We start from the raw sequence: 25,977 nt of genomic DNA, 5'->3' as shown, positions 1-25,977 counted from the left end.
GCCGGATTGGCTTAAAGCCGTGCTAACCGCAGGTCGCACAGCCGGGGTCCTTGGGCAGGGCAATGGTGCGGAAGCGGAAGGCGAGGGCGTCGACCAGCAGCAGCTTGCCGGCGCTGTCCTCGCCGAAGCCAACGATCGCCCGCATTGTCTCGAGCGCGGCGAGGCTGCCGAGCACGCCGGTCATGGCGCCGAGCACGCCTGCCTCGGCGCAGCTTGTCTCAGGGCGGTCGGGATCGCTGCCGACGAAGCAGCGATAGCAGGGCTTGCCGGCTTCCCAGCCGCGGAACAGGCCGAGTTGACCTTCGAACTGGCCGACCGCTGCCGAGACCAGAGGAATGCGCAGCGCGAGCGCCGCATCGGCGACCGCCAGCCGGGTCGCGAAATTGTCGGTGCCGTCGAGCACGACATCGGCACCGGCGATGAGGTCGCGGGCGTTGGCGGTGTCGATCCGCACCTGTCTCGCTTCGATCGTCACGCCCGGATTGAGCCTTGCGACGGCACGTGCGGCAGCCTCGACCTTGGGGTTGCCGATATCGTCAGTGCCGAACAGGGTCTGGCGCTGGAGATTCGAGAGATCGACGCTGTCGTCGTCGATCATAATCAGGCGGCCGACGCCCGCGGCAGCGAGATACTGGATGGCTGGCGATCCGATGCCGCCCGCGCCGATGATCGCGACCGTCGCGCGGCGCAGCTTCTGCTGGCCGGCGCCGCCGACCTCCTTCAGGACGATATGGCGCGCGTACCGTTCAAGCTCTGTGTCGGTGAGACTCATCCGCGCCAGTCATAGACGATGGTCGTGCGATACCAGAGATCGGTCGCGCCGGCATGGGGCTGGGGGTTGGTCCGTGCGAAGCTGACAACGAGGCCCGCGCTATATTGCTCGACCGTCGGGCAGTTGATAGCGCGGGGCAGCGAGCGGCGGATCAAGCCGTCGGTGCCGATCAGCGCGACGACGTCGATCTTGAGGACATAATGGCCATCGGCGGGTTTGGGCTGGACGCAACGCCCGGCCGCGATCTCGTCCGCCACGAAGCGGGTGAGCGGGGGCGTCACCTGCGGCGCCATCGACGCGGGCAGGGGAGGAAGCGTGGACCAGTCGGCCGGAACAGCCGGCGCGGCGGCCTGCAAGAGTAGAAAGAACAGCATCAACGCCCAGTCGAGCCGAATCCTCCGGCTCCGCGAACGGTATCCTCCAGCGAGTCGACCTCGTCCAGCACCGCGCGTTGGACCGGGGCCGGAACGAGTTGAGCGATCCGGTCGCCCCGCGCGATGACGAATGCCTCCTGGCCGAGATTGGCGAGGATCACCTTCACTTCGCCGCGATAGTCGCTGTCGATCGTGCCCGGCGTGTTGAGGCAGGTGACGCCGAACTTGAGCGCCAGGCCGGAGCGCGGGCGGACCTGCACCTCATAGCCTGGCGGGATCGCCACCGCGAAACCCGTCGCGACGGCAGCCCGCGCGCCCGGTGCCAGGATCATGTCCTCGGCGGAGACGACATCCATGCCGGCGGCGCCCTCCGTCGCATAAGCGGGCAGGGGAAGGCCGTCGCCGTGCGGCAGGCGCTTGATATGGATCGACAGGAGAGAGGTCATGCCTCCTTCCTACCGCTCAATCCGTCTTTTTGAAGGCCGTTCCGCTTCGCCGGGGCAAAGATTGGGTTGATCCGGTGCCAGTGGCGCAACGTCACGCGTTGCACACCACCGCCAGCTTGTTGCCCGTCGGGTCGCGCAGATAGGCGGCATACCATTTGGGGCCATAATCCGGACGCGGGCCCGGCGGACCCTCGCAGCTGCCGCCATGCACCATCGCCGCTGCGTGAAACGCATCCACTTCGGCATGCGATTTCGCGTTGAAGGCCATCATCGTGCCGTTGCCGGCGCTGGCCGGCGCACCGTCGAACGGCTTGCAGATCCACAGGGTGAACCCCTCGCCGGTACCGCCCTTGGAATAGGCCCGCCATTCCCCGAAGGCCATGTGCGAGGACCAGCCGATGATCGCCAGCGTCGCATCGTAAAAGGCGTTGGACTTTGCCGAATCCAGGGCGCCCAGCGTCATGTAACCCGCCATGATTCTTCTCCCTTATGTGCGGGAAGAAATATAGCGGCGATCGGAACATATCAAGAACAAATGCTATCGTGTCAACGCCCCGGCGATCCTGTCGGCCAGCCGCGCCGCCACCTCTTCCTTGGGCAGCCGTTCCCAACTCTCGATCCCATCGGCGGTGACGATATGCACCGCATTGGCCGTTCCACCCATCACATCGCCCGAGACATCGTTGGCGACGATCCAGTCGGCACCCTTGCGCACGCGTTTGGCGGTGGCGTGCTCGATGACATGCTCGGTCTCGGCGGCGAAGCCGATCAATAGCCCCGGCCGGCGCGGGCTCTTGGCCAGGATGGCGAGAATGTCCGGGTTCTCGACGAGATGGAGCACGGGCGGCAGCACGCCCTTCTTGATCTTCTGGCCGGCGGTGTCGACACGCCAGTCGGCGACCGCGGCGACCATCACCGCGGCATCGACCGGCAGCGCCTGGGCGACGGCATTGGCCATCTCCATCGCGGTCTCGACATCGATGCGGTCGACGCCGGGCGGCGTATCCAGCGTCACCGGTCCAGCGACCAGTGTTACGCGAGCGCCGAGTTTCGCCAGCGCCCGCGCAATGGCGAAGCCCTGCCGGCCGGACGAGCGGTTGGCGAGATAGCGCACCGGATCGATCGGCTCGTGAGTCGGCCCGGCGGTAACCAGGATATGTTTGCCGGCAAGTGTCACGAGCCGGAGAGCGCCTGCTGGATCGCAGCGAGGATCGCCTCGGGTTCGGGGAGGCGGCCGGGGCCGTACTCGCCGCACGCCATCGGGCCTTCGTCGGGCTCCAGCACGGTGACGCCATCGCCGCGCAAGGTCGCGACATTGCGACGGGTCGCGGCATGGCCCCACATGCGCACGTTCATCGCCGGTGCGGCGAGCACCGGCTTGTCGGTCGCGAGCAGCAGCGTCGTCGCCAGATCGTCGGCGATGCCGCCGGCCATCTTGGCCATCAGGTCGGCCGTCGCCGGAGCGATCACGACCAGATCGGCCTCGCGGCTGAGCTGGATATGGCCCATCTCGGTCTCGTCTTTCAGGTCCCACAGAGTGGTGTAGACCTGGTTCTCCGAGAGGGCGGCAAGGGTCATCGGCGTGATGAAATGCTGGCCGCCCGCGGTGAGCACGCATTTCACCTCGATGCCTGCCTTGCGGCACAGCCGGATCAGCTCGCAGGCCTTGTACGCCGCGATGCCGCCGCCGACGATGAGCAGGATCTTCATCCCAGCCTCCTATCTGACCATTCGAGTCACGATGATCCGCCTTTTGTCGCGCGCGGCGGCGATCAGGTCGCGCAGGGCGTCGGGCACGAATGCCAGGCCGACCAGGATCGTGGGCGCGATCATCAGTCCCCAATAGAAGGTGTCGGTGCGCCCGAACAGGCTCAGCAACACGGCATAGGCAGCGAAGACCGCCACCGCCCGGAGGGCGAGTTCGTCGTTCCATCCAGCCCAGCCGAACAGGGCAAAGGCGACCAGCAGGGCGGCAAGCCAGGTCGGGGCCAGGTTCAGCGCGGTCGACAGCGACATGGTCTTCACGAAGAACCCGAAGCCGAGCATGCCAGCCCAGCCGGGCGAGGCCGGGTCGATCGGGCGGACGACGAGGCTGACGGCATGCGCGTGGACCCCCACGACCACCGCCAGCGCCAGGATCGCGACACCCCAGCCGATCGCCTCGCGGCGGCGCCCCTCGGCCAGGGCGAGCACCAGCATGATCCCGACATAGAGCGCCGCCGTCTCGCGGATCAGCATCGCGATCAGGCCGAACGCAACCGCCTCGACCCAGCGGTCGCTACGCCGGAGCGCGAGCGACAGGGCGATCAGCAGGCCGGCCCATATCTCGTGGAAGCTCGCCAGCTCGGGCTGGACGAACGCCATCATGCCCCCGCCGAGCAGCACCATCGCGATCGCCAGCGGCGGCGCGCGGGCAAAGGCGGGGCGAAGCCGAATGAACCAGGCGAGCATCACGGTAGCTGCAAGCAGATAGAGCAGGATCACCGTACCGATCGGCGGCATGGCTGCCTGCACGGTTGCGAGCGTCGGCAGGCGAAAGGTGACGAAAGGCCTGAGCGGATAATTGCCGGTGCGGAGCGCCTGCGCCGTGACCGCATAATAGTCGCCGCCGCCGCGCACTCCGGCGACGATCGTCTCGTACAACACGACGTCCGCCTCGTCGTCGGCGCGCTGGGCCGGATCGTGGCTGACGGGCGGCGGGCCCGGGCTGACCAAAGCCGACAGGCTTGCGACAAGCAGGATGGCGAGCAACGCCAGCATGATGCGCGCGGTCGGCTGCTTCAGGGCGGCGAAGCGGGAGGGGGCGGTCAGCCAGAGCGGGTTTTGCGGACGGGCCAAGGTCTAGCCCCGGACCGTGACGAACTGGCGATCCCGGGGCCGAGTCGGGGCGGAAATCAGCGCTGGTTTCGCCCGATTTTCCCCTGTTCGCGTCGCTGTTTTTTTTCTTCCGCTGTTATGTTGGATTTCGAACCATTTTTTCCGCCCTGTGGTCAATGAGTTGGCCGGTTTTACCGCTGTTACGGATAACAGCGGAAAAACAGCGGAAAAATCACCGGACTTTCCGCTGTTAAAGGGGGAAAAAAGGCTTCGCATCGTCCAACATCCACCAACAGGGGAAAAGGAGGTTCGGGACCGATATGGCACCCCGATCGGGCCAAGCTGCATTGACGATGCCCGTTTTTGAATCGAGGGCATCGCCAGCGCAGCGGGCCGCCTCATCCTAGCGGACCAGCAAGGTCGCGGCGACCGCCGCGAGCGCGCTGACGATGGCGACCGCGGCATAGCGCCAGCCACCACCGATGCGGACGATCTCGATCTCCTTGAGCGGCGGGGCGGGGGGGGCGCCGCCCGGGGCTGGATAGCGCAGCTCGATGTTACGGATCAGGTCGGGCAGGCGCGCCAGCGTGCGCAGGTCGGTGATGAGTCGGTCAGCGACCGCGGCCTCCGGGCCCAGCTCGGTCCTGATCCACTCACGCACGAAGGGGGCGGCCGAATCCCACAGGTTGATATCGGGATCGAGGCTGGTCGCCACGCCCTCGACCATGACCATCGTCTTTTGCAGCAGCAGCAGATGCGGCTGAGTCTGCATGTCGAAATCGCGGGTGATGTTGAACAGCCCGTCGAGCATCATGCCGATCGACATGTCCTTGACCGCCAGCCCGCGCATCGGTTCGCCGACGGCGCGGAGCGCGGTCGCGAACTCGGCGACATTGTGGTGGGCAGGCACATAGCCCGCCTCGAAATGAATCTCGGCGACGCGTTTGTAGTTGCCGGTGATCAGTCCGTAGAGAATCTCCGCCAGCCACACCCTGGCGCGCCGGTCGATCCGCCCCATGATGCCGAAATCGATCGCCGCGATCCGCCCGTCGGGCAGCGCGAACAGATTGCCTTGGTGCATGTCGGCATGGAAAAAACCCTCGGCGATCGCCTGGCGCAGGAAGGCGTGGACCAGCGTGTTCGCGAGCTTGGGCAGGTCGTACCCCGCCTCGACCAGCGCGGCGCGGTTCGCGATCTTGATGCCGTCGACCCAGGCGATGGTCAGGACCTTGCTGGTCGTACGCTGCCAGTCGATCGCGGGCACGATGAAGTCGGGCTGAGCCTCCATCGCATCGGCCAGTTCCGAGGCGGACGCTGCCTCGCGCCGCAAGTCGAGCTCGCGGGCGGTCCAGCGCTTGAACGTCTCGATCACCAGGCGCGGGCGCAGGCGCGACAATTCGCCCCCCAGTCCCTCGATCTGCGCGGCGGCCCATTGATAGGTGTCGATCGCCCGCGCGAATTCCTCCTCGACGCCGGGGCGCAGCACCTTGACCGCGACATGGCGGCCATCGGTGGTGGTCGCACGGTGCACCTGGGCAATCGAAGCGGCGCCGACCGGTACCGGATCGATCGAGGCGAACAATTCTTCGGGCGGGCGCCCGAAGGCGCGCGTCATCGCCGCGTGGATCGTCTCATAGGGCAAAGGCGGGAGCGAATCCTGAAGGCGCATCAGGTCCTTCGCTGCCGCTTCGCCGACGATATCGGGGCGGGTCGCGAGCGTCTGGCCGAGCTTGATCGCAGCCGGGCCGATCGCCTGCAGCGCGTCGGCATAAGTCGGCGTTTCGGGAACGCGGGCACCCAGCCGGGCAACGCGGACGAGGCGGCGGATACGCGTCGGCGTGTTGGGGTCGCGCTCGATCCCGCGGAGCGCACCGTGACGCGCGAGGATTCGGCCCCATTTCAGGAGCCGCCAGAGATGTACGGCGGGTGCGGTCATTGGGGCTGGCTCAAATCTTCCAGCCGCTATGGATCGCGACCAGCCCGCCCAGCATCGGCTCGACACTGGTCTGCACGAAGCCGGCCTCGCCGATCATCCGTTCGAAGGTCGGCATGTCGGGGAAACGGCGGATCGATTCGATCAGGTAGCGATAGCTCTCGCCATCCTGCGCCAGGAGCTGGCCGACCCTAGGCACGACCTTGTGCGAATAGGCGTCGTAGATGTCGGCGAAGCCCGGCCAGAGCGTGGTCGAGAATTCGAGGCAGAAGAAGCGACCGCCACGCCGCAACACCCGGTGCGCTTCGCGAAGCGCCTTGGGGATGTCGGTCACGTTCCGGATGCCGAAGGCGATGGTGTAGGCATCGAAGAAGCGATCGGGGAAGCTGAGCGTCTCGGCATTGGCCTCGGTCCATACCAGGCCGTCGATGCCGCGCTTCTGCGCCCGCTCCATACCGACTTCGAGCATCTGCGGATTGATGTCGGCGACCGTCACCGAGGCGCCGGATTTCGCAAGCCGGAAGGCGATGTCGCCGGTGCCGCCGGCCATATCGAGGATCTGTTCGCCCGCGCGCGGCTTCACCCGGCGGACGAAGCGGTCCTTCCACAGCCGGTGCATGCCGCCCGACATCGCATCGTTCATGATGTCGTAGCGCGAGGCCACGCTGGAGAAGACGCCGCCGACCCGGCGCGTCTTCTCTTCGGGGGCCACGTCTTCATAGCCGAAGGAAACGGTGTCGCTCATTCGCGTCGCTCTAGCGGAGGGCGCGGCCAGAGCAAACCGTCACGTTTGACTTGTCTGTGCCGTTCCCGTGAAGAAGCCGTATGCCAGAGCTTCCAGAAGTCGAAACCACCGTCAACGGCCTGCGCCCGGTGCTGCAGGACCAGCGGATCACGCTGGTCCAGATGCGGCGTCCGGATCTGCGCCGGCCTTTCCCCGCCGATCTCGGTCAGCGGCTCACCGGCGCCGTGGTGACGAGGCTGGGCCGGCGCGCCAAATATGGGCTGATCGATACCGATCGCGGCGACACGATGATCTTCCATCTCGGCATGTCGGGCCGCTGGCGAGTCGATCCGAGCGAGGTGCTGCCGCACGATCACCTGATTGTCGAGACGGCCGAGCATCGCCTCGCGCTCAACGATCCCAGGCGATTCGGCTCGCTCGACCTGGTGCCGACCGACTCGCTCGCCAGCCATCCGCCCTTCCTTGCGATGGGGCCCGAGCCGCTCGGCCCGGATTTCACTGCACGCTATCTGCTGAGAGCGCTCGACGGGCGCATCGCGTCGATCAAGCTGATGCTGCTCGACCAGCGAATCGTCGCGGGGCTTGGCAATATCTATGTGTGCGAGGCGCTTCATCTCGCCCGCATCGCGCCGATGCGGCCCGCCGGCCAGATATCGCTGGCGCGGCTCGAGCGGCTGGTCGCGGCGGTGCGCACGGTGCTGGCAGCAGCGATCGAGGCCGGCGGGTCGTCCTTGCGCGACTATGCCAGGCCCGACGGCGAACTCGGCTATTTTTCCAAGCAGTGGCGGGTCTATGGTCGCGAAGGCGAGGCCTGCGACTGTGGGGGCAGGGTCGAGCGCTATACCGAGGGCGGGCGTTCGACCTTCTGGTGCCCGAAATGCCAGCGCTAATGCGGTATCAGGGCAGATCGACATTCAGATGCGCCGGCCCTCGTCCTCTCCTTTGGGAGAGGATACAAAGCCTTATGAGCGCAGCGAATTAGGCGCAGTTGGAGAGGGGCCCCGGGAGCTATCGAGGGCTCCCGGAACCCCTCTCCAAGTTACGCTAGGCAGCAAGCTGCCAAGCTTCACTATCCTCTCCCACTGGAGAGGAGCGATCGTCTGCGTGAATGTCGATCCGCCCTAGCCGTCATGCTGAACTCGTTTCAGCTTTTAGGCGCGGTCAGTTGACCCAAGGACGACGCGAGTATGGGTCCTGTCCGCGCCTCGACCCTGAAACGCGTTCAGGGTGACGAAGATGAAAAGGGCCGGTTGACCGACTCACTCATCCTCAGTAAGAGGCGCGCTTTCCGGGGCTGCGGGCTTTGCCGTCCGCGCCCTTTCTTTATTTCAGATCAGAGGGCTTCATGGCGAACACGCCACAGGCGAAAAAGCGAATTCGGCGCAACGCACGTCGCGCTGAAGTTAACGGCAACCGCGTTGGCCGTATCCGGACCTTCGTGAAGAAGGCCGAGGCCGCACTGGCGTCGGGCGACAAGGATGCCGCGAGCGCCGCGGTTGCAGCGATGCAGCCCGAGCTGGCCAAGGGCGTTGCGAAGGGCGTGCTCCACAAGAACACCGCCTCGCGCAAGTTCTCGCGCCTGACCAAGCGACTCACCGCACTCGCCTGACCCCTTTCGGATCGGTCGGAACAACGACCCGCCGGGATTCTTCCGGCGGGTTTTTTGTCATGTGCGTGCAACATGGCTATCATGAGCGCGCAACACGGTTATGCTGCTATGCACGATTTGGTACCAATTCGGATCGGCTCCATACCCGAATCATGAAAAGTCAGGATTCACCACGATTCGCAGGGACCGTGGATACCGCCGCTTGAAATTATCGGCCGTTACCAGCGGCTTGTAAGATTTTTAACGGGAATCCTTGGCGTATCCCGAGTCAATCCCGTTTATTTCGGTTTTGTTACGTCTGTAGCTCTTGCCCGACTCGGTTCGATCTTCATAATCGAGGTTTGCCGCGCGGACGTTCAGTCCCGCAGCCTAATTGAGACCTTCGAAGTCAGGCGGACGATGATTCCGGCTGGGGGGAGGCTTGTCTGTTTGGAATCAGGCGGCACGGGGCAATCTGCCCCGCCACCGGGAGAAGGATTGGGTGTTGGCGGGGACTGTTACCGGAGAGGCGGCTCGGTTGAGCGACGCAGCGAAGGCGTGGGGCACGGTGCGCGGGCATCTGCGCGAATCCGCTGGCGTGCGCCTGTTCGACCAGTGGCTGAAGCCGATCGAATTGATCGACGGCGCCGAGTCGGACACGATTCGCCTCGCGCTCCCGTCCGCCTTCATGACCAACTGGGTCCGCAATCATTACGCCGACCGGCTGTTCCAGGAATTCCGCGCGATCCTGCCCGATGTGCGCAGCGTCTCGATCGAGACCCGCTCCGCCAAGGCGGCGCCGACGGTGCTGAGCGTCGAGGCGCCGGTTGCGGCCGCGGCGTCCATCGCGGCGCCCGTGTCGGCGCGCCCGGCGCTCGATCCGCGTTTCACCTTCGACCGGTTCGTGGTCGACGCATCCAACCGGGTCGCCTTCAATGCCGCCAACGCGCTGGCCCAGGCCGGGAAGCCCCGCTTCAGCCCGCTGTTCCTTCACAGCGGCACCGGGCAGGGCAAGACCCATCTGATGCACGCGATCGGCGCGGCCTATCTCGAGGCCTGTCCTGATGCGAACGTGATCATGATGTCGGCCGAGCGCTTCATGTTCGAGTTCGTCCAGGCGCTCCGTGCGCGCGACACCCACAGCTTCAAGGCACGGCTGCGTGCGGCCGATCTGCTGATGATCGACGATCTCCAGTTCATCGCCGGCAAGGACGCGACTCAGGAGGAATTCTTCCACACCGTCAGCGAAGTGATGGCGACCGGCAAACGCCTCGTGATCAGCGCCGACCGGTGCCCGCAGGGGCTCGACGGGGTCGAGGCGCGGATCACCTCGCGCCTGTCGGTCGGCCTGGTGGCGGACATCAAGGCGCCCGATTTGGCGCTGCGCCGGGCGGTGCTCGACCGCAAGCTGGCCGACATGCCCGAAGCAGGGGTGCCGACGGACGTGCTCGACCTGCTGGCGTCGCGCATCACCGCCAATATCCGCGACCTGGAAGGCTCGCTCAACCGGCTGGTCGCCTATGCTCAGCTGACCGGTGAGACGATCGACATGGATTTCGCCGTGGCGACGCTCGGCGAAGTGCTGCGCGGGGCCGAGCGGCGCGTGACGATCGACGAGATCCAGCGCGCGGTTTCGGCGCATTTCGAGTTGAAGCCGATCGATCTCGTCTCGGCGCGGCGTGCGGTGGTGGTGGCGCGCCCGCGCCAGATCGCCATGTACCTGGCCAAGCGCCTGACGACCCGATCGCTGCCGGAGATCGGCCGCAAGTTCGGTGGCCGCGATCATTCGACGGTGATCCATGCGGTACGCCGCATCGAGGAACTGCGCGACAAGGATCGCGAGATCGACGGCGCAGTGCGGACGTTGTTGCGGGAGCTTGAGGGGTAAAACCCCCCTCCCTTCCAGGGAGGGGCAGGGGGTGGGTAAGAAAAAGGCGGGCTCGATGCCCGCCTTTTTCTTTTGTCGCCAGCGTTGCCGAGTCTTTTGGGCGCGCAGACGCGCGCACCCACCCCCGACCCCTCCCTTTCAGGGATTGGGGCTTACTTCTTCTCTGGTGCGATCGTGATCTTCACCGTCTCACCCGAATTGCCGGGGAAGCCCGTGAACATCGCTTCGACCAGGCGCGGGACCAGATAGGGCAGGTCGTCGTTGCGCGACTGGGCCTTGGCGGTGCCTTCGAACACGCTCTTGCCGTTGTCGGCGCGGTCGATGCGCAGGTTCAGCTCGCTGGTGTAGATGGTGAAGCTCGAAACGTCGTTGTCGAACAGGAACGGATCGTAGAAACCGAAGGCGAAGCGGCTGCGGCCGTAATAGCCGTACCGACCGCCAAAGCCGCCATAGCCGGGGCCAAAGCCGCCATAACCGAAGCCACCACCAAAGCCCGGCGTGGTCACCACCTTCTCGCGGCCCTTGTCGACGTCATAGCCGATCTTCACCACCAGATCGGCGCGGGCGGGATCGGCGGCGGGTTGATAGCCATTGGCCGACAGCTTGGCCGAGACGAGTTGCGCATATTGGCCGAACTCGATGCCGCCATCGAGCCGCGGGTCGATCGCCTTGACCACGAAGCTCTGCCCCTGCGCCTGGGGCAGTTGTTGGAAGCGGGAGACCTTGGCGTTGAACGGCGTGGCGCAACCGCCCAGCGCGAGCAGGGCGATAGCGGCGATCGAGAACATCTTCATGGGCTTGCGACCTTGATCAGGAGAAGACGGGGGATGAGGAGAAAGCGTCGTAAAGTCAGTCGGTTGCATTTGTGCTGCACCCGTTATGAATAGCGCTTGAATGGCGCGATGCAAATCCCCGGAAAAACCCCGGTCCACCCAACATGGGGAAGCCGATCAGACGTGCAAGCCCACCGCCCGCTGTGCCGCCAGAAGCGTCGGCGCCGCGAGCGCGTTCGCCCGGGCGCCGCCCTTGGCCAGCGCCGCGCCGACCGCGGCTCGGTCGTCGAGCAAGGCCGTCAGCCGGTCGCGGATCGGCCCGAGCTTCGCCACCGCCAGATCGGCCAGCGCCGGCTTGAACGCGCCGAAACCCTTGCCGCCATACTCCGCCATCACCGCATCGGTGGTGATGTCGGCGAGCGCCGAATAGATGGTGACGAGGTTCTTCGCCTCGGGACGATCGGCCAGTTCGGCAAAGGTGGCGGGCAGAGGCTCGGGGTCGGTCTTCGCTTTCTTGAGCTTCTGCACGATCGTGTCGTCGCTATCGACCAGGTTGATGCGCGATGCGTCCGACGGGTCGGACTTGGACATCTTCGCGCTGCCGTCGCGCAGGCTCATGATGCGCGGGGCCGCCTTCGACACGAACGGCTCGGGCAGGGTGAACAGCTCCACCCCGTAATCATTGTTGAACTTGGTCGCGATGTCGCGGGCGAGCTCGAGATGCTGCTTCTGGTCCTCGCCGACCGGGACATGAGTCGCCTGGTAGAGCAGCACGTCGGCTGCCTGAAGCACCGGATAGGTGAACAGGGCGACGCTCTGGCTCTCGCCGCTCTTGCCCGCCTTGTCCTTCCACTGGGTCATGCGGTTCAACCAGCCCATCCGCGCGGTGCCGCCCAGGAGCCAGGCGAGTTCGCTATGCGCCGGCACGCGCGCCTGGTTGAACAGGATCGCGCGGTCGGGATCGATGCCGCAGGCCAGCAGGGTCGCGGCCATCTCGATCGAGTTCGAGGTCAGCTCGGCCGCGACGACCGGCTGGGACAAAGCATGGAGATCGGCCAGGAAGAACAGGCAATCCTCGCCCGGCTTCATCGAATCCTGCATCGCCACCCATTGCTTGATCGCCCCCAGATAATTGCCGAGGTGGAGATTGCCGGTGGGCTGGATGCCGGAGACGACGCGCATGTTGTTCTCGTGTCAGTTGGCGCGTTTGCGCCGAAGGAAAGCAAGATCGTCGCGGGTGAAGGCGCCGAGGACGAAGGTGGCGACCGCATAGACGAAGCCGCCGGCGCCGACCAGCGCCAGCATGGCGCCGGTGCGGATCATCCAGCTGCCATGGAGATAGGGCGTGAGCAGCCCCTGCAGCAGCCACAGGATGCCGCCCATCACCAGCGCCGCCGCGCCGAGCCGCCAGGCGCGGTGGAGCAGGCGCCGGTCGGGCTCGAAATGGCCGCGCAGGCGCAAGGTGCGATACAGCAGGAAGACGTTGACCGTCGAGGCAAGCGCGGTCGCCAGCGGCGGCCCCATATGCTTGAGCGGCACGATGAGCGCGAGGTTGAGCACGAGGTTCACCACCATGCTGATCGTCGCGTAGCGGACCGGCGTCTTCGTGTCCGACCGGGCATAATAGCCCGGCGTCAGTACCTTCACGAGGATGTAGCTGGGCAGGCCGATCGAGAAGGCCGAGAGCGCCTGGGCGGTGAAGAACGTGTCCTGCGCAGTGAACTTGCCATGCTCGAACAACGCAGCGACGATCGGGCCGCCGCACAGTACCAGAGCGACGGTTGCGGGCAGGGTGAGCAGCAGCGCCAGCTCCATGCCGCGATTCTGCGACTCCATCGCCGCCTTGTCCTCGCCCGCGCCGAGCTGGCGCGAGATGAGCGGCAGCAGCACGGTGCCGAGCCCGATGCCGATCAGGCCGAGCGGCAGCTGGTTCACCCGGTCGGCGGTGTAGATATAGGTGACCGATCCGGCGGGCAGCAGCGAGGCGGCGAGCGCGGTCGAGACGACCAGGTTGATCTGCACCGCGCCGGCACCGGCGGCGGCGGGCCAGATCAGCGCCATCAGCTTCTTCACATCGGGGCTGAGCCGCGGGAGCTTGAGGCGCAGTCTTACGCCGCTCCGCCAGCAGGCATGCATCAGCCAGAGCAATTGCAGCAGGCCCGCCACGCTGACCGCGATCGCCTGGTTGCGCGCGGTCAGATACGGATCGTGATTGTGGAAGAACAGGAGCGCCGCGATCAGCGTCAGGTTGAGCAGGATCGGTGCCGCCGCATTGACCCAGAATTTGTGCAGCGAATTGAGGATGCCGCCGAGCAGCGACACCAGGCTGATGAACAGCAGATAGGGAAAGGTGAAGCGCGACAGCTCGACCGCGAAGGCGAACTGATCGTTGCTGATCCCGTTGAACTTGCCCGACATGGCGTAGGTCACCGGCCAGGCGAAGATCTCGACGACGATCGTCATCACGATCAGCACCGGCAGGAGGACCGACAGCGCGTCCTCGGCAAAGGCGACACCGGCGGGGAGGCCCGGGCCGTCCTTGTCCGCCACCTTGCGGTTGAACATCGGGATGAAGGCGGCCGAGAAGGCGCCCTCGGCGAACAGCGCGCGGAACAGATTGGGCAGGCGGAAGGCGACCAGGAAGGCGTCAGACGCGAAGCTCGCGCCCACGAAGCGGACGAACAGCGAATCGCGCACGAGCCCCAGCACGCGGCTGGCGAGGGTGAGACCCCCGATCGATCCCAGCGCGCGCGTGAGGTTCATGGCTTTTGGTCCCGCAGGCCCGAGGGAATCAGGCGGTGCCGATTTCCCCGGCCGCGGCCTGATCGCGCGCTTCCGACTGCTGCATGTAGATCGCGGCGAAGTCGATCGGCTCGAGCAGCAGCGGCTGGAAGCCGCCGTCGCGGACCGCATCGGCGAGCACGCGGCGCGCGAACGGGAAGAGCAGGCGCGGCGCCTCGGCCAGCAGGAAGGGCTGGACATGCTCTTCGGGGATGTTGCGCAGGCCGAACAACCCGGCATAGGTCAGCTCGACGATGAAGGCGACCTGGCCCTCGGTCTCGGCGCGGACCTCGACGCGGAGCACCACTTCATGGATCTCGTCGCCGACCTGGGCGGTGCCGATGTTGAACTGGACGTCGATCTGCGGCGCGGCCTGGATCTGGAAGATCGCGGGCGCATTGGGATTCTCGAACGACAGGTCCTTCACATATTGCGAGATGAGACCGGCCGCCGGCGTCGTGTCGGCGCCATTGGGGAGGGGCTCGGTGCCCGTGATGATGCCGTCGTCCTGCTCGCTCATCGAAAGTCCATTCCTTGAAGATCGAAATATCGGCCGCCCCCTGTGGCGTGCCGGCGACCGCGCGCCTAGCAGGGGGCGGCGGGCAGTTCAACGGCTGCCGCCGCAACAAGCGAGTTGTGCCATTTGAAACGCTCGCGCGTTACGCCTATGTAGATGATTAGCCGATAGTGGAGGCAAGGTGCTCTTTGTAGTTCTTCTCGCGATGGTCGCCGCTTTTCTGGCGTTGCGTCTGTACATGGTGCTTGGCAAGCGGACGGGGCATGAGCAGGTCCTTCCCAAGCCCGCGGAGGAGCGCGCGCCGGTGACTCCGCTGCCTCGCCCGATCGAGGTCGTGCAGGAACCGCGCGAGGTTGCGACTCGCAATATCGATCCGCGTGCCGAGGCCGGTCTTCGCGCCATCGTCGCGGCCGAACCGAGCTTCGATGTCGCCCAGTTCGTCGAAGGCGCCCAGGCGGCCTATCGCATGATCCTCGAAGCCTATTGGAAGGGCGACGAGGAGTCGCTCGGCTGGCTGGTCGACGACGGCGTGCGCGGCGCCTTTGCCGAGGCGATCGCCGAGCGCGCCGCCGCGGGTCATGTGCTCGACAACCGGCTGGTGTCGATCGAGCGCGCGATGATCTCCGATGCCTCGGTCGAGAACCGCCAGGCGCGCATCACCGTACGCTTCGATGCCGATATCGCCGCGGTGACTCGCGATGCCGATGGCAATCTCGTTGCCGGATCGATGAGCGACGCCGTCGAGACCCATGACGTCTGGACCTTCGCCCGCACGCTGAAGAGCAGCGATCCGAACTGGAAGCTCGCCGACACCGACGAAGCGTGACGGTCATGCGTCGCGGGGGGATCATAGCGCTCGCGCTGGTGCTGAGCGCCTGTAGCGGTGGTGTCGTGCCGCGCCCTGCCGGACCTTCCACCAACAGCGCAGCGCCGGTTGTTCGACCGGTTCCCGCGACCCCGATCGCGCCGGCTCCTGCCATCGCTCCGCCCGCGACTGCCACAGCCGCCAAGGCGGATTTGCTGGCCGGGCCGCCGCTTGGATCACTGCCGATCAGCGAAGCGCAGGCCGCGCGGGCGCTGGCCGCGTTCCGGACGAGCTGTGCCACCCTGCAACGCCGCACCGATGCCTCGGGCCTGACCCGAGGCGCCGACTGGCAGCCGGCCTGTTCGGCCGCGACCGGAGTCGGATCGGGCGCGGCGCGGGGCTTTTTCGCCCAATGGTTCGAGACGGTGCAGGTCGGTGACGGCAAGGCGTTCGCGACCGGCTATTACGAGCCCGAGATTGCCGGATCGCGCAATCGCCGCCCAGGCTATGACGTGCCGATCTATGGCCGGCCGGCCGATCTGGTCGATGTCGACCTCAGCCAGTTCAGCGCCGACCTGAAGGGCAAGAAAATCCGCGGGCGGGTCGATGGCAGCAATTTCGTGCCCTATTTCGACCGGACCGCGATCGAGCAGGGGGCGCTGGCGCAGCGCGCGCCGATCATCGCCTGGGCGGCCGACCCGGTCGAGCTGTTCTTCCTGCAGATCCAGGGATCGGGGCGGTTGAAGCTGCCCGACGGCTCGGTGATGCGGATCGGGTACGAGAGCCAGAACGGCCGCGACTATACCGGTATCGGTGCGCTGATGAAGCAGCGCGGGCTGCTCGGGCCCGGGCAGACATCGATGCAGGGCATCGTCGCCTGGCTGCGCAGCCACCCCGAGGAGGGCGCGGCGATCATGCGCGAGAACAAGAGCTATGTGTTCTTCCGCGAACAGCAGACACCGCCGCTCGGCGCGCTGGGCCTGCCGGTGACCGCCGGGGTGAGCGTGGCCGCCGACCCCAGGTTCGTGCCGCTCGGCGCGCCCGCCTTCCTGTCGATGGACCGCACCGATGCGACCGGGCTGTGGATCGCGCAGGATACCGGCGGCGCGATCCGGGGCAGCAACCGCTTCGATACCTTCTGGGGCGCGGGTGACGATGCCGAGGCACGGGCGGGCGGCATGTCGGCGCGGGGCACCGCTTTCCTGCTGCTGCCGACCGGTACCATGGCGCGGCTCGCGGCGGAGAGGGCCAGTGGCGGAGCGCCCGTTAACCCCTGACGAAGCCGCGCTCTGGGCGAAGGTGATGGCGACGGTGCGGCCGATGGCGAAAACCAGGGCTGCGACCAGGGCGGCCATTGCCGTCGCCCGGGCGGAGCCTGTTGCCCCGTCGTCGCCGAAAGTCGCAGTGAAGTCGGCCGCCAAGCCGCCGCGCATGGAGCCCAAGAAGGCACCCGTACCCCCCGCGCAGCCGAGCAATACGCTCGACGGCAGCTGGGATCGACAATTGTCGCGCGGCCTGGTGTCGCCTGACGACACGATCGATCTCCACGGCCATAATCTCGCCTCCGCCTATGCGCTGCTCGATTCGGCACTCGACCGGTCGATCCGCGACGGCGATCGGCTGATCCTGCTCGTCACCGGAAAGCCGCCCCGCGCCGAGAGCGAGCGGCCGCATGCGCGCGGGGCGATCCGCGCGGCGGTGGGGGACTGGCTCGCGGGGTCGCGCCATGCCGCGTCGATCGCGGCGGTGCGCGGCGCGCATCCGCGCCATGGCGGCACCGGCGCGCTCTACATCATTCTCAGGAAGCCCCGCGCCCACCGAAAATTTTAACCTCTATCGGCGATAATCGCCGCTCGACCGGACGATTTTTGTCCGCCGCTGCGGGGGATCTCTGGATCGCAATGGAAGGCGTATCGCTCAAGAGTCGTGCCATCGTGTTCGCGATGTGTGCCGGGGCGGTTGCCTTCATTCTCGCGCTCGTGGCGACGTCGAGCGGGCAGATCGGCATCGACAACGTCTCGCGCGCTCTCATCCCGGCCTTGGTCTGCGCGGCAATGTGCTGGGCCTCCGCCGAACGCTCGATCGCCGGGACCGCTGCGGCGATCGACGCGGCGATCGCCCGGCTGACGCGTGCGGCGCATGGCGATCTGGAGGGCGAGATCCCCGCTGAGATCGGGGAGAATGTGCCCCAGCTCGCGCATGCGATGAACGGGCTGTTCCAGCAATTGAACGCCAATCTGGAAAGTGTCCACCGGCTGGCGATGTTCGATCCCGTCACCTCGCTGCCCAACCGCACCAATTTCCGCCGCACCTGCGAGCGGGCGCTGACCGACATGCCGCAGGGCGCGGGCGCGACGCTGTTCTTCATCGATCTCGACCGGTTCAAGGTGGTCAACGACACGATGGGCCATGCGATGGGCGACATGCTGCTCGGCATGGTTGCCAACCGTCTCCGCGCCGTCGCCGACCGCGTGACCGCCGAGACGGGCGTGCCGCAGCCGCTGATCGGGCGGCTGGCGGGCGACGAATTCACCATGTTCTTCCCCGACGTCCATGATCCGGCCGAAGCGGCGCGGATCGGCCGCGGCGTGCTGTTCGCGCTGAGCGAGCCGTTCGACCTGGTCGGCAACGATATCGAGATCGGCGCGTCGATCGGTATCGCGCTGCGCCCGCAGCACGGCGAGAACCTGACCGATCTGATGCGCGCGGCCGACGCCGCCATGTATCACGCCAAGGCAAGCGGCCGCGGCCGCGCCGAACATTTCACCGACGAGCTTGCCAACCAGATCGCCGATCGCGCCCAGCTCGAGCGGGATTTGCGCGAGGCGGTTGAGCAGGACCAGTTCACCCTGGTCTTCCAGCCCCAGGTCGCGGTGTGGGGTGGCGAGATCGTCGCCGCAGAGGCGCTGCTCCGCTGGCGCCACCCGCGCGACGGCGTGCGGCTGCCCGGCAGCTTCATCCAGCGTGCCGAGGAGACCGGGCTGATCGTGGAGATCGGCGAATGGGTGATCGGCACCGTCGCCGAGACGATCGCGCGCTGGGGCCGGATCGGTATCGAGCAGCGGCTCGCGATCAACATCAGCCCGCGCCAGCTCGACCATGCCAGCTTCTTCCGGCGCTTGCGCGAGGCGATGCTGGCTGCCCGTGCGCCAGCCCGGCTGCTCGAGCTGGAGATCACCGAAACGCTGGCGATGCACTGCAGCGAGGAGGTGGTCGAGGCGATCGCCCTGCTGCGGGCCGATGGCGCGACGATCGCGATCGACGATTTCGGCACCGGCTATTCCAACCTGGCGCGGCTGCGCGACCTGCCGGTCGATCGGGTCAAGCTCGACCGCAGCCTGATCGAGCATATCGCCGACAATGCCGAGGCGCGTACGATCGCGCATGCGGTGGTCGGCCTGATCCACGGCATCGGCTGCGAGGCGGTCGCCGAGGGGATCGAGACCCAGGCGCAGGCGGACGTGATGCGGGTGATCGGCTGCGACGTGATCCAGGGCTATGCGATCGCCGCGCCGATGGACGAAGAGGCTTTCATCGCCTGGTCCCGCGGGGACGATCGGCACAAAGCGGCAGGCTGAGACTTTCCGCGAGCGCCAGAAGGGTGCTTCCGTTATTCGCAAACCCGTCAGCCGGATGTTCGTGCCTGACGGCGTTGCACGGGCGACTCGCAGCGCGGCCGCGCTCGCCCGCATCGATCTTATTATTGCGATCGCTTCTCAATCTCACTAATGCACCTGATCGGAGGGTCGGCCCGGTCCCCCGAGCCTGCATATTGGGGATACGGATTGAAACTCTGCGCATCGTTGCTTCTTGGCGGGTCGCTGCTCGCCATGGCCTTTCCTGCAGTCGCGCAGACCGCGGAAGAAAAGACGGATGCGGGCGACGAGATCGTCGTCACGGGCACCTATACGCTTCCCGACAAGGCCTATTACAGCCAGATCGGCTTCTACAGCCAGTATCGCTACGGCGCGCCGCGCAGCTTCACCCTTGGCGCGACCTATCGTTTCTGATGATGAGCAACGGTCTTCTCATCGCGGCGGGGGCAAGTGCGGCGTGCGGGAGTGCGGCATTGCGCTTCGCCTGGTCTCTGCCGAAGCGCTCCCCGGCCTGGAACAGCGCGGGCTGGGGCCTGTTTGCGCTCGGCGCTGTCCTGGGGTGGCTGAGCGCCGGCGCCTGGGGAATGGCCATCGCTTCATTGTTGGGCATGGCGGCGGCACTGCTGATCCTCGCTTATGCGGCCGGTTTGGCGCCGGCCACGACCAACAAGGCCTCCAACCGCCGCGCGGGCGCGCTGCCGGAAGGTGGCGAGCCATGGCGTCTCGGGCGGCGGATCGTCACTTTCCTGATCGTCACCCTCGTCGCGATGATCGTCTCGGTCGGGCTCGCCATCGCGGCACGCGGCCTCGTCGCCTGGTCGGGGGCGGGCGACGCCAATGCCAATGTCGCGAGCTTCTTCGTGATGCCGCTCGCCTGGACTCTGCTCGCCTTTGCGGTGTTGATGGAAGAACGCCGCGCGCGGCAATGGCGGCTGCTGGCGACCTGCGCGGTGCCCGGCGTGCTGGCGGTGATCATTGGGGTGGCGGCATGACGGTCGCTCCCGAAAGCTCCACGATCAAGCGTGCTCTCTCGGCGCATGCCGCGATCGGCCTGCTGGCCGGCATGCTGCTCTACATCGTCAGCCTCACCGGGACTCTCGCCGTCTTCTACGAAGAGTGGCAGCGGATCGAGCAGCCGAACGCGCCGGAAATGGCGGCGATCGACCCCCAGGCGGTCCAGCGCGGGATCGCGGCGGTGCTGGCGAGCGAGGCGGGCAAGCCGCGCACCACGCATCTCTACGTCCATCTGCCGGTCGAGACCCTGCCGCGCGCCACGATCACGACCGATCATCAGGCGGTACATCTCGACGCGAGCGGCGCGGTTGCGGGCAAGGAGGAGATCGCCTGGTCCGATTTCCTGGTCGAACTCCATTATATCCTCAACATTCCCGGCGTCATCGGCATCACCATCGTCGGGATACTCGGCGTCATGATGCTGGCGTTGGCGCTGTCCGGCGTGATCGCCCATCCGCGCATCTTCCGCGATGCTTTCCGGTTGCGCGCGCGGGACAGGAACGGCCTCGGCCTTGCCGACTGGCACAATCGGCTGAGCGTCTGGACCCTGCCGTTCAGCATCGCCATCGCGCTCACCGGTGCCCTGATCGGCCTGGGGACGGTCACGGCGTACAGCGTGGCGACGGTGAGTTATGGCGGCGATCTCGAAGCGGTCTATGCCCCGATCTTCGGTGTGGAAGGCAAGCCCGACAAAAAAGCCGCGCCCGCGCCGGATGTCGCGACGGCGCTGGGGTACATGAAGGCACATTATCCGGGATTGCGGCTGACCTATGTCACCCTGCACGACCCGATGACCGCCGGTCAGCACATCCAGATACTGGGGACGCCGGAGCGTCGGCTGGTCTTCGGCGAATATTATAATTTCGACGCGCGGGGCCGCTTCATGGGCACGGCGGGCCTGTCCGACGGCGCGATCGGCCAGCAGGTATCGGCCTCGACCTATGATCTCCATTTCGGCAATTTCGGCGGCTTGCCCGTCAAGCTGATCTATTTCCTTCTCGGACTGGCGCTGACCGGCATCTGCGCGACCGGCAGCTATATCTGGCTCGGCAAGCGCGAGCGCCGCGGCATCCAGGAGCCGCGGCTCCGGGCGCTGTGGGATGCCGTGGTCTGGGGATCGCCGCTGATCCTCGCCGCGACCTTCATCCTGCGCAAGCTGCTCGGAAACGGCGTGCCGCTCGTCGCGACTTACTGGCTCGCCACGGCGGCGCTGATCCCCATCGCGTTGCTCGTCACGACGCGGGGAAAGCTGGAAAAGCTCTTGAGGCGATCGCTGGTCGTGGCGCTGCTTCTGGGCACCGCGCTGGCATTATGGGCTTCGTGACGATCGTCCGCTTGAGGGGGCGCTGAAAGCCGGTCCTTGCCCATCACGGCGGCGCGCGGCACACACGCGGGCAACAAGCGAAGGACGTACCCGTTTCCGCCCAGTCATCCGGACTCGCCCAAGTCTATACGGAAATACGCGGCGAATTGCTGCGGTTCCTGACGGCGCGCCTTGGCGATCCCGCGGCGGCGGAGGATGTGCTCCAGGATCTGTGGCTCCGGCTCCAGGCAATCGATTCCGGACCGATCGCCAATGGCAGGGCCTATCTCTATCGCGCCGCGCAGAACCTCGCGCTGGACGCTGTCCGGGCACGGCAACGCACCGCGGCGCGCGACCGTCAATGGGCGACGGCGCATAGCGGGCCGGGCGCCGAGCCGGCCGACCTGTCTCCCAATGCGGAGGCCGACCTGCTGGCACGCGAGGAAGCCGCTGCGCTGGCATCCGCGATCGCAGCGCTGCCCGAAGCTGCCGGACGGGCATTCCGGCTGCACAAGCTGGAGGGGCTGTCGCACGCGGAGATCGCCGCGCGGCTGGGCATCAGCCGCAGCGGCGTCGAGAAACATATCGCGGTCGCGATGGCGCACCTGCGGCGCGCGATGAAGGACTGAGGTATGCGGGATCGGCGACGTCTGAAGGGTGTAACAGGGCGGCATGATCGCAAGATCGCGCCGATGGTGACGGCATGAGCGCAGAGACGGACGAAGCGGCCGCGCGCTGGCATCTGGCGCAGGCTGACGACGACATGGACTGGACGGCCTTCGCCGAATGGCTGGAGGCCGATCCGCGCCATCGCGAGGCCTATGATGCGATCGCGCTGCTCGACGCGCGGGTCGATGCGGCGCGGCCGATACTGTCCCGATTGCTGCCGGCCGAGCCAGCACCGCGCCGCGCCCCTCGCATTGCCGCCTGGGGGGCGATCGCGGCCGTCCTGATCGTGGTGATTGCCATCGGCATCCTGCGATGGCCGCAGGACCGGGCGCCCGAGACCATCGCCTATCGCGCGCCGATGGGCCAGCCACGTGACGTACGCCTTGCCGACGGCTCCACCGCCACGCTGGCGCCGGGCAGCGTCCTGCGTGTGGCCAGGTCGCGCGATGTCCCGATGACGCTCGAGGGCAACGCCTTTTTCGACGTGCGTCACGATGCCGCGCATCCCATGGTCGTGCAGGCTGGCGGCTATGAAATCCGCGACGTGGGGACCCGGTTCGAGGTCTCTACCGGCGGCGGCATGGTCCGGGTCGCGGTGGCCGAAGGACGCGTGGCGGTCCACTCACCCCATGTCGCCGGCGAGGTGGAGGTCGATGCGGGCAAGGCGCTGACCCTGACGGGAGCCGGCGACCCGGCCGACATGCGGCCGGTGCGCGCGCAGTCTGTCGGTGCCTGGCGAAAGGGAGCGCTGGTCTATGACGACGTGCCGCTGGCGATGGTGGCCGCGGACATTGCGCGCTCCACTGGACGTCCGGTGACGATAGACGCAGCGGCCGCGCGCCGCCGCTTTTCCGGGGTGATCGCGCCGGGGGATCGCGCGGCCATGGTGGCGGCGCTCGGCGAACTGACCGGCCTGAAGACACGAACGGATGGCGATGCGATACGTCTTGGCGACAGCGCTGGCCGTTAGCGCCGCGCTTTGCCCCAATCCCGCCCAGGCGCGCGACACCCGGTACCGGGTCGATATCGGCGCGGTCGACGTCGCCGATGCGCTCGCTGCGCTGTCGACGCAGACCGGCATGTCGTTCGCTTCTGACGGCCCGATGCCGCGACGCGTGGTACGGGCGGTACGTGGCGACATGACGGTAAGCGAAGCGCTCGACCGGATGCTTCGCTCGCTCGATCTTCGCGCGGTGCGCGTCGGCCCGCGCGCCTATCGCGTCGTGCGGCGCACGCCAGTCGATGAGGGCAGGGCGAGCCCGGAGCCACCCGTTGCCCTCGCCGAGGACGTCATCGTTACCGGGCGCAAGCAATCCGAGATTCTGTCGGGCGTAGCGGCACCCGTCGCGGTCTATGTGCCGGACGGCGAAGACCTGCCCGGAGCCGGCATAACGACCCGCGACGTCGCGCGCGCGACGCAGGGGCTGTCGCTCACCAATGGCCAGGGCGGCGGCCGGCTGTTCATTCGCGGCATTGCCGACAGCCCTTTCAACGGACTCAGCCAGTCGACCGTCAGCGTCCAGGTCGACGATGCGCGCGTGACCTATGACGCGCCCGAGCCGGGTTTGCGGCTGATCGATGTCGCGCGCGTGGAAGTGCTGAAGGGACCGCAGGGGCCGCTCTATGGTACCGGCGCCCTTGGCGGCGTCTATCGCATCGTCACCAACCGCCCGGTGCTCGGGCTGATCGAGGGCGAAGCCGGTCTTGGTGTCTCGTCCACCGCAAGCGGAGGCCTGGGCAAACAGGCGGAGGGCGTACTCAACCTGCCGCTGATCAGCGACCGTGTCGCGGTGCGGGTCGTCGGTTATGCAGCGGCGGATCCCGGATGGATCGACGACGCGAAGTTCGGCCACGACCTGAACCGGTCAGTGACATTCGGTGGGCGGGTCGCCTTGCGCGTCGTGCCCTTCGATGGCTGGACCGTCGATCTGAGCGCGGTGGTGCAGACGATCGACACGCAGGACAGCCAGTATGTCTATCACGTCGGCGAAGCCCGCTCCCGCGATGTGCCGGTGCGCGAGCCGCGTTCCGGCAGGGTCGAGATACTACAGACCACGATCGCGGGGTCGATCGGATCGCTTCCGCTGACGATCGTGACGGGGCTGACGAGGCAGAACCAGAGCGATGTCTATGATGCGTCGGCATCGGCGGCGGCGCTCGGCGTCGGGCAGCCCGCGCTCTATCTCGATTGGCGGCGCTATCTGGTGTTCGATCAGGAAGTCCGCCTCGGCTCGGCGCCGGGCAGTCGCTTCGTCTGGGTCACGGGGGCGTCGTTCATGCTGGCGAGGACCGACGCGAACGGCCCGTTACTGTCGGGCAACGGGCCGATGGAAGGGGTCCTGTCAGCCCATCGTCGCGTGATGGAGACCGCGATCTTCGCCGACGGATCATTGCCGCTTTTGCCCCGGTTGAGGCTGGGGATCGGGTTCCGCGGTTTCCGGACGGACACGCGGGATGATCGGTTCGAGCCCGCCTTTCTTGCGGCGCGGGCCAAGACGTCGCTCAGCGTCACGCCCAGCGCGTCGCTGTCGTACGAGATCGCGCCCGACCAGCTGCTCTATGCCCGCTTCGGAACTGCGTTTCGGCCGGGCGGTCTCGATACCGGCAACGCCGTCACGCGACGCTATGATGCCGATGAGGTGCGCAGCGTCGATCTGGGCGGGCGCGTTCGGCTGGACGGGGGGCGGCTGAGCCTCGACGGGAGCCTGTTCAGGACGGACTGGAAGAATGTCCAGTCGGACTATCTGCGGGCCAATGGGCTGATCGCCACCCACAATGTCGGCCGCGCGACCATCATCGGCGCTGACCTGTCGGCGGATTGGCGGCTGCCCGACGGGTGGCGGCTGAAAGCGGGCGCGATCTGGCAGCGTCCGCGCCTTCACCATGCCGCGGACGGCAGCGCGCTATTGCCTGGCGTGCGCTTGCCGGTAGTGCCGGACGTGACCGCGCGGCTTGCCCTGGCGCGCGACGTGGACCTTTACGGGTGGCGGATCACGCCGGGCGTGTCGGCGAACCTGATCGGTGCCTCGCGCCTGAGCCTCGACGCCGATCTCGATCGGCGGACGCCGGCCTATGTCGTCGGCCGGTTCGGCGTCTCCGCCGGCCGCGACCGGCTGACGCTCCGCGCCGATATCGACAATCTGCTCGACGCGAGCGCCGATACCTTCGCCTTCGGCAACCCGTTCTCGGTGCGGGCGACGCGCCAGTATACGCCGCTCCGTCCGCGCACCATCTCGCTGTCGGCTTCGCGCCGCTTCTAAAAAGATTTCCGGCCGACTGCGGTTTCGCCCGACGAGCCCGTCATTGCGACGATGAGACCGAACAACCAGCGGCCGCGCCGGGCGGTCTCCCAACATCATGGTAGGAGGAAGTAATGCGTCTATTTGCCGCAGCAATCATGCTGTCCGGGTTCGTGGCGGGACCAGCCCTTGCGCAGGACAAGCCGTTCGAAGGCGCCAGCGTCACCGTCATCGGCGGGGTCGAGGTCAGCCAGTCGTTCGGCGATGCCAAGGTCGGCGCGCTCTATGGCGGGCAGCTTGGGTATGACTGGCAGTCCGACCACATCGTCTTCGGCCTCGAGGGCGAAGTGACCGGCGCGACCGCGACGGACTGCACCACTTATTACTACCCCGGCGGCGCCAACGCCCGATCGTGCGAGAAGCCGGGCCGCGACCTGTATGTGGGCGGCCGTGTCGGCACCGTGCTGGGGGAGTCGACCCTGCTCTACGCCAAGGGCGGCTATACCAATCTGCGCCGGAGCTTCGACTATACCTCGGGCGGGAGCGGGCCGGCCAGCTATTCGGGCAGCGGCACGACCGACGGCTTCCGGGTCGGGCTCGGCGTCGAGAAGCGGCTCGAGAGCGGCCTGACGCTCAAGACCGAGTATCGCTACTCGAACCATGAGGGCCCTTATAGCAGCCACCAGGCCGTGGTCGGCCTCGGCTACCGCTTCTGAC

At 66.9% G+C, this 25,977-nt stretch carries 25 protein-coding genes and 2 pseudogenes; 15 read left to right on the top strand and 12 right to left on the bottom strand.

From position 1 onward, the window contains the following. Positions 1-22: 22 nt before the first annotated feature. The 6 genes and pseudogenes from AC1RT8_RS16785 to AC1RT8_RS16760 all read right to left on the bottom strand — a co-directional run bounded on the left by AC1RT8_RS16785 (position 23) and on the right by AC1RT8_RS16760 (position 4,430). Entirely contained in the window at positions 23-772 is a 750-nt protein-coding gene (locus AC1RT8_RS16785) for a HesA/MoeB/ThiF family protein (protein ID WP_493076791.1), read from the bottom strand. After that, the gene (locus AC1RT8_RS16780; RefSeq protein WP_493076790.1) at positions 769-1,146 is read right to left on the bottom strand and encodes a hypothetical protein; all 378 of its coding nucleotides are present in this window, start codon (positions 1,144-1,146) and stop codon (positions 769-771) included. The genes AC1RT8_RS16785 and AC1RT8_RS16780 overlap by 4 nt, the downstream gene beginning before the upstream one ends. Further along, on the bottom strand, positions 1,146-1,592 hold the full coding sequence (dut, locus tag AC1RT8_RS16775; protein ID WP_493076789.1) for a dUTP diphosphatase: 447 nt from the start codon (positions 1,590-1,592) through the stop codon (positions 1,146-1,148). Before dut ends, AC1RT8_RS16780 begins: the two co-directional genes overlap by 1 nt. Before the next feature lie 91 nt (positions 1,593-1,683). Next, positions 1,684-2,067 (bottom strand): VOC family protein, encoded by a 384-nt coding sequence (locus tag AC1RT8_RS16770; protein ID WP_493076788.1) that lies wholly within the window; start codon positions 2,065-2,067, stop codon positions 1,684-1,686. A gap of 63 nt (positions 2,068-2,130) precedes the next feature. Beyond that, positions 2,131-3,302: pseudogene (gene coaBC / locus AC1RT8_RS16765) on the bottom strand (bifunctional phosphopantothenoylcysteine decarboxylase/phosphopantothenate--cysteine ligase CoaBC). Between the two features lie 9 nt (positions 3,303-3,311). After that, positions 3,312-4,430 carry a hypothetical protein gene (locus AC1RT8_RS16760; RefSeq protein WP_493076787.1) on the bottom strand — a complete coding sequence of 373 codons (1,119 nt, stop codon included), beginning with the start codon at positions 4,428-4,430 and terminating at the stop codon, positions 3,312-3,314. A gap of 16 nt (positions 4,431-4,446) precedes the next feature. On the opposite strand from AC1RT8_RS16760, the gene AC1RT8_RS16755 reads away from it, so the two are divergent. Beyond that, complete coding sequence (locus tag AC1RT8_RS16755; RefSeq protein ID WP_493076786.1) at positions 4,447-4,776, top strand: hypothetical protein; 330 nt, start codon at positions 4,447-4,449, stop codon at positions 4,774-4,776. A gap of 36 nt (positions 4,777-4,812) precedes the next feature. On the opposite strand, the gene ubiB is transcribed toward AC1RT8_RS16755, so the two are convergent. Continuing rightward, a complete protein-coding gene (ubiB, locus tag AC1RT8_RS16750) occupies positions 4,813-6,345 on the bottom strand; it encodes a 2-polyprenylphenol 6-hydroxylase (RefSeq protein ID WP_493076785.1) in 1,533 nt (510 codons plus the stop codon). Between the two features lie 10 nt (positions 6,346-6,355). Further along, positions 6,356-7,087: a class I SAM-dependent methyltransferase gene (locus AC1RT8_RS16745; protein WP_493076784.1), complete on the bottom strand. Its 732-nt coding sequence runs from the start codon at positions 7,085-7,087 to the stop codon at positions 6,356-6,358. 80 nt (positions 7,088-7,167) lie between these two features. On the opposite strand from AC1RT8_RS16745, the gene mutM reads away from it, so the two are divergent. The 3 genes from mutM to dnaA all read left to right on the top strand — a co-directional run bounded on the left by mutM (position 7,168) and on the right by dnaA (position 10,563). Continuing rightward, the gene (gene mutM, locus AC1RT8_RS16740; protein WP_493076783.1) at positions 7,168-7,977 is read left to right on the top strand and encodes a bifunctional DNA-formamidopyrimidine glycosylase/DNA-(apurinic or apyrimidinic site) lyase; all 810 of its coding nucleotides are present in this window, start codon (positions 7,168-7,170) and stop codon (positions 7,975-7,977) included. Positions 7,978-8,432: 455 nt separating this feature from the next. Then, positions 8,433-8,696 (top strand): 30S ribosomal protein S20, encoded by a 264-nt coding sequence (gene rpsT, locus AC1RT8_RS16735; protein WP_272627889.1) that lies wholly within the window; start codon positions 8,433-8,435, stop codon positions 8,694-8,696. Positions 8,697-9,213: 517 nt separating this feature from the next. After that, entirely contained in the window at positions 9,214-10,563 is a 1,350-nt protein-coding gene (dnaA, locus tag AC1RT8_RS16730) for a chromosomal replication initiator protein DnaA (RefSeq protein ID WP_493076782.1), read from the top strand. A 152-nt stretch (positions 10,564-10,715) separates the two neighbouring features. Here the strand turns inward: dnaA and AC1RT8_RS16725 are convergent, their stop codons facing one another. From AC1RT8_RS16725 to secB, 4 genes are all read right to left on the bottom strand, one after another. Beyond that, positions 10,716-11,357, bottom strand: coding sequence for a DUF4136 domain-containing protein (locus tag AC1RT8_RS16725; RefSeq protein WP_493076781.1), 642 nt, complete (start codon positions 11,355-11,357; stop codon positions 10,716-10,718). 156 nt (positions 11,358-11,513) lie between these two features. Continuing rightward, on the bottom strand, positions 11,514-12,518 hold the full coding sequence (gene trpS, locus AC1RT8_RS16720; RefSeq protein WP_493076780.1) for a tryptophan--tRNA ligase: 1,005 nt from the start codon (positions 12,516-12,518) through the stop codon (positions 11,514-11,516). A 12-nt stretch (positions 12,519-12,530) separates the two neighbouring features. Beyond that, positions 12,531-14,099 (bottom strand): murein biosynthesis integral membrane protein MurJ, encoded by a 1,569-nt coding sequence (gene murJ, locus AC1RT8_RS16715; RefSeq protein WP_493076779.1) that lies wholly within the window; start codon positions 14,097-14,099, stop codon positions 12,531-12,533. A 28-nt stretch (positions 14,100-14,127) separates the two neighbouring features. Then, positions 14,128-14,637 (bottom strand): protein-export chaperone SecB, encoded by a 510-nt coding sequence (gene secB / locus AC1RT8_RS16710; RefSeq protein ID WP_493076778.1) that lies wholly within the window; start codon positions 14,635-14,637, stop codon positions 14,128-14,130. A gap of 178 nt (positions 14,638-14,815) precedes the next feature. Between secB and AC1RT8_RS16705 the strand changes: the two genes are divergently transcribed. The 11 genes and pseudogenes from AC1RT8_RS16705 to AC1RT8_RS16655 all read left to right on the top strand — a co-directional run bounded on the left by AC1RT8_RS16705 (position 14,816) and on the right by AC1RT8_RS16655 (position 25,976). Then, the gene (locus tag AC1RT8_RS16705) at positions 14,816-15,460 is read left to right on the top strand and encodes a Tim44/TimA family putative adaptor protein (RefSeq protein WP_493076777.1); all 645 of its coding nucleotides are present in this window, start codon (positions 14,816-14,818) and stop codon (positions 15,458-15,460) included. Further along, positions 15,457-16,716, top strand: a complete 1,260-nt coding sequence (mltA, locus tag AC1RT8_RS16700; RefSeq protein WP_493076776.1) for a murein transglycosylase A — start codon at positions 15,457-15,459, stop codon at positions 16,714-16,716. The genes AC1RT8_RS16705 and mltA overlap by 4 nt, the downstream gene beginning before the upstream one ends. 25 nt (positions 16,717-16,741) lie before the next feature. After that, on the top strand, positions 16,742-17,269 hold the full coding sequence (locus tag AC1RT8_RS16695) for a Smr/MutS family protein (RefSeq protein WP_493076835.1): 528 nt from the start codon (positions 16,742-16,744) through the stop codon (positions 17,267-17,269). A 71-nt stretch (positions 17,270-17,340) separates the two neighbouring features. After that, positions 17,341-19,017 carry a putative bifunctional diguanylate cyclase/phosphodiesterase gene (locus AC1RT8_RS16690; RefSeq protein ID WP_493076775.1) on the top strand — a complete coding sequence of 559 codons (1,677 nt, stop codon included), beginning with the start codon at positions 17,341-17,343 and terminating at the stop codon, positions 19,015-19,017. A 252-nt stretch (positions 19,018-19,269) separates the two neighbouring features. Next, entirely contained in the window at positions 19,270-19,449 is a 180-nt protein-coding gene (locus tag AC1RT8_RS16685; protein WP_493076774.1) for a hypothetical protein, read from the top strand. A 2-nt stretch (positions 19,450-19,451) separates the two neighbouring features. Continuing rightward, positions 19,452-20,027, top strand: coding sequence for a hypothetical protein (locus AC1RT8_RS16680; protein WP_493076773.1), 576 nt, complete (start codon positions 19,452-19,454; stop codon positions 20,025-20,027). Beyond that, positions 20,024-21,373 (top strand): PepSY-associated TM helix domain-containing protein, encoded by a 1,350-nt coding sequence (locus AC1RT8_RS16675; RefSeq protein ID WP_493076834.1) that lies wholly within the window; start codon positions 20,024-20,026, stop codon positions 21,371-21,373. Before AC1RT8_RS16680 ends, AC1RT8_RS16675 begins: the two co-directional genes overlap by 4 nt. A gap of 125 nt (positions 21,374-21,498) precedes the next feature. After that, positions 21,499-21,981: pseudogene (locus AC1RT8_RS16670) on the top strand (sigma-70 family RNA polymerase sigma factor); the annotation flags it as partial. Positions 21,982-22,055: 74 nt separating this feature from the next. Then, positions 22,056-22,991: a FecR family protein gene (locus AC1RT8_RS16665; protein WP_493076772.1), complete on the top strand. Its 936-nt coding sequence runs from the start codon at positions 22,056-22,058 to the stop codon at positions 22,989-22,991. Then, positions 22,969-25,281, top strand: a complete 2,313-nt coding sequence (locus AC1RT8_RS16660; RefSeq protein WP_493076771.1) for a TonB-dependent receptor — start codon at positions 22,969-22,971, stop codon at positions 25,279-25,281. The genes AC1RT8_RS16665 and AC1RT8_RS16660 overlap by 23 nt, the downstream gene beginning before the upstream one ends. Before the next feature lie 113 nt (positions 25,282-25,394). Beyond that, on the top strand, positions 25,395-25,976 hold the full coding sequence (locus AC1RT8_RS16655) for an outer membrane protein (protein WP_493076770.1): 582 nt from the start codon (positions 25,395-25,397) through the stop codon (positions 25,974-25,976). The last annotated feature ends 1 nt before the right edge of the window (position 25,977 follow it).

The organism is Sphingomonas sp. GW821-FHT10F11, from assembly GCF_058809095.1.
The sequence above is the reverse complement of the archived record's forward strand: the minus strand, read 5'-3'. Positions and strand labels throughout refer to the sequence as shown.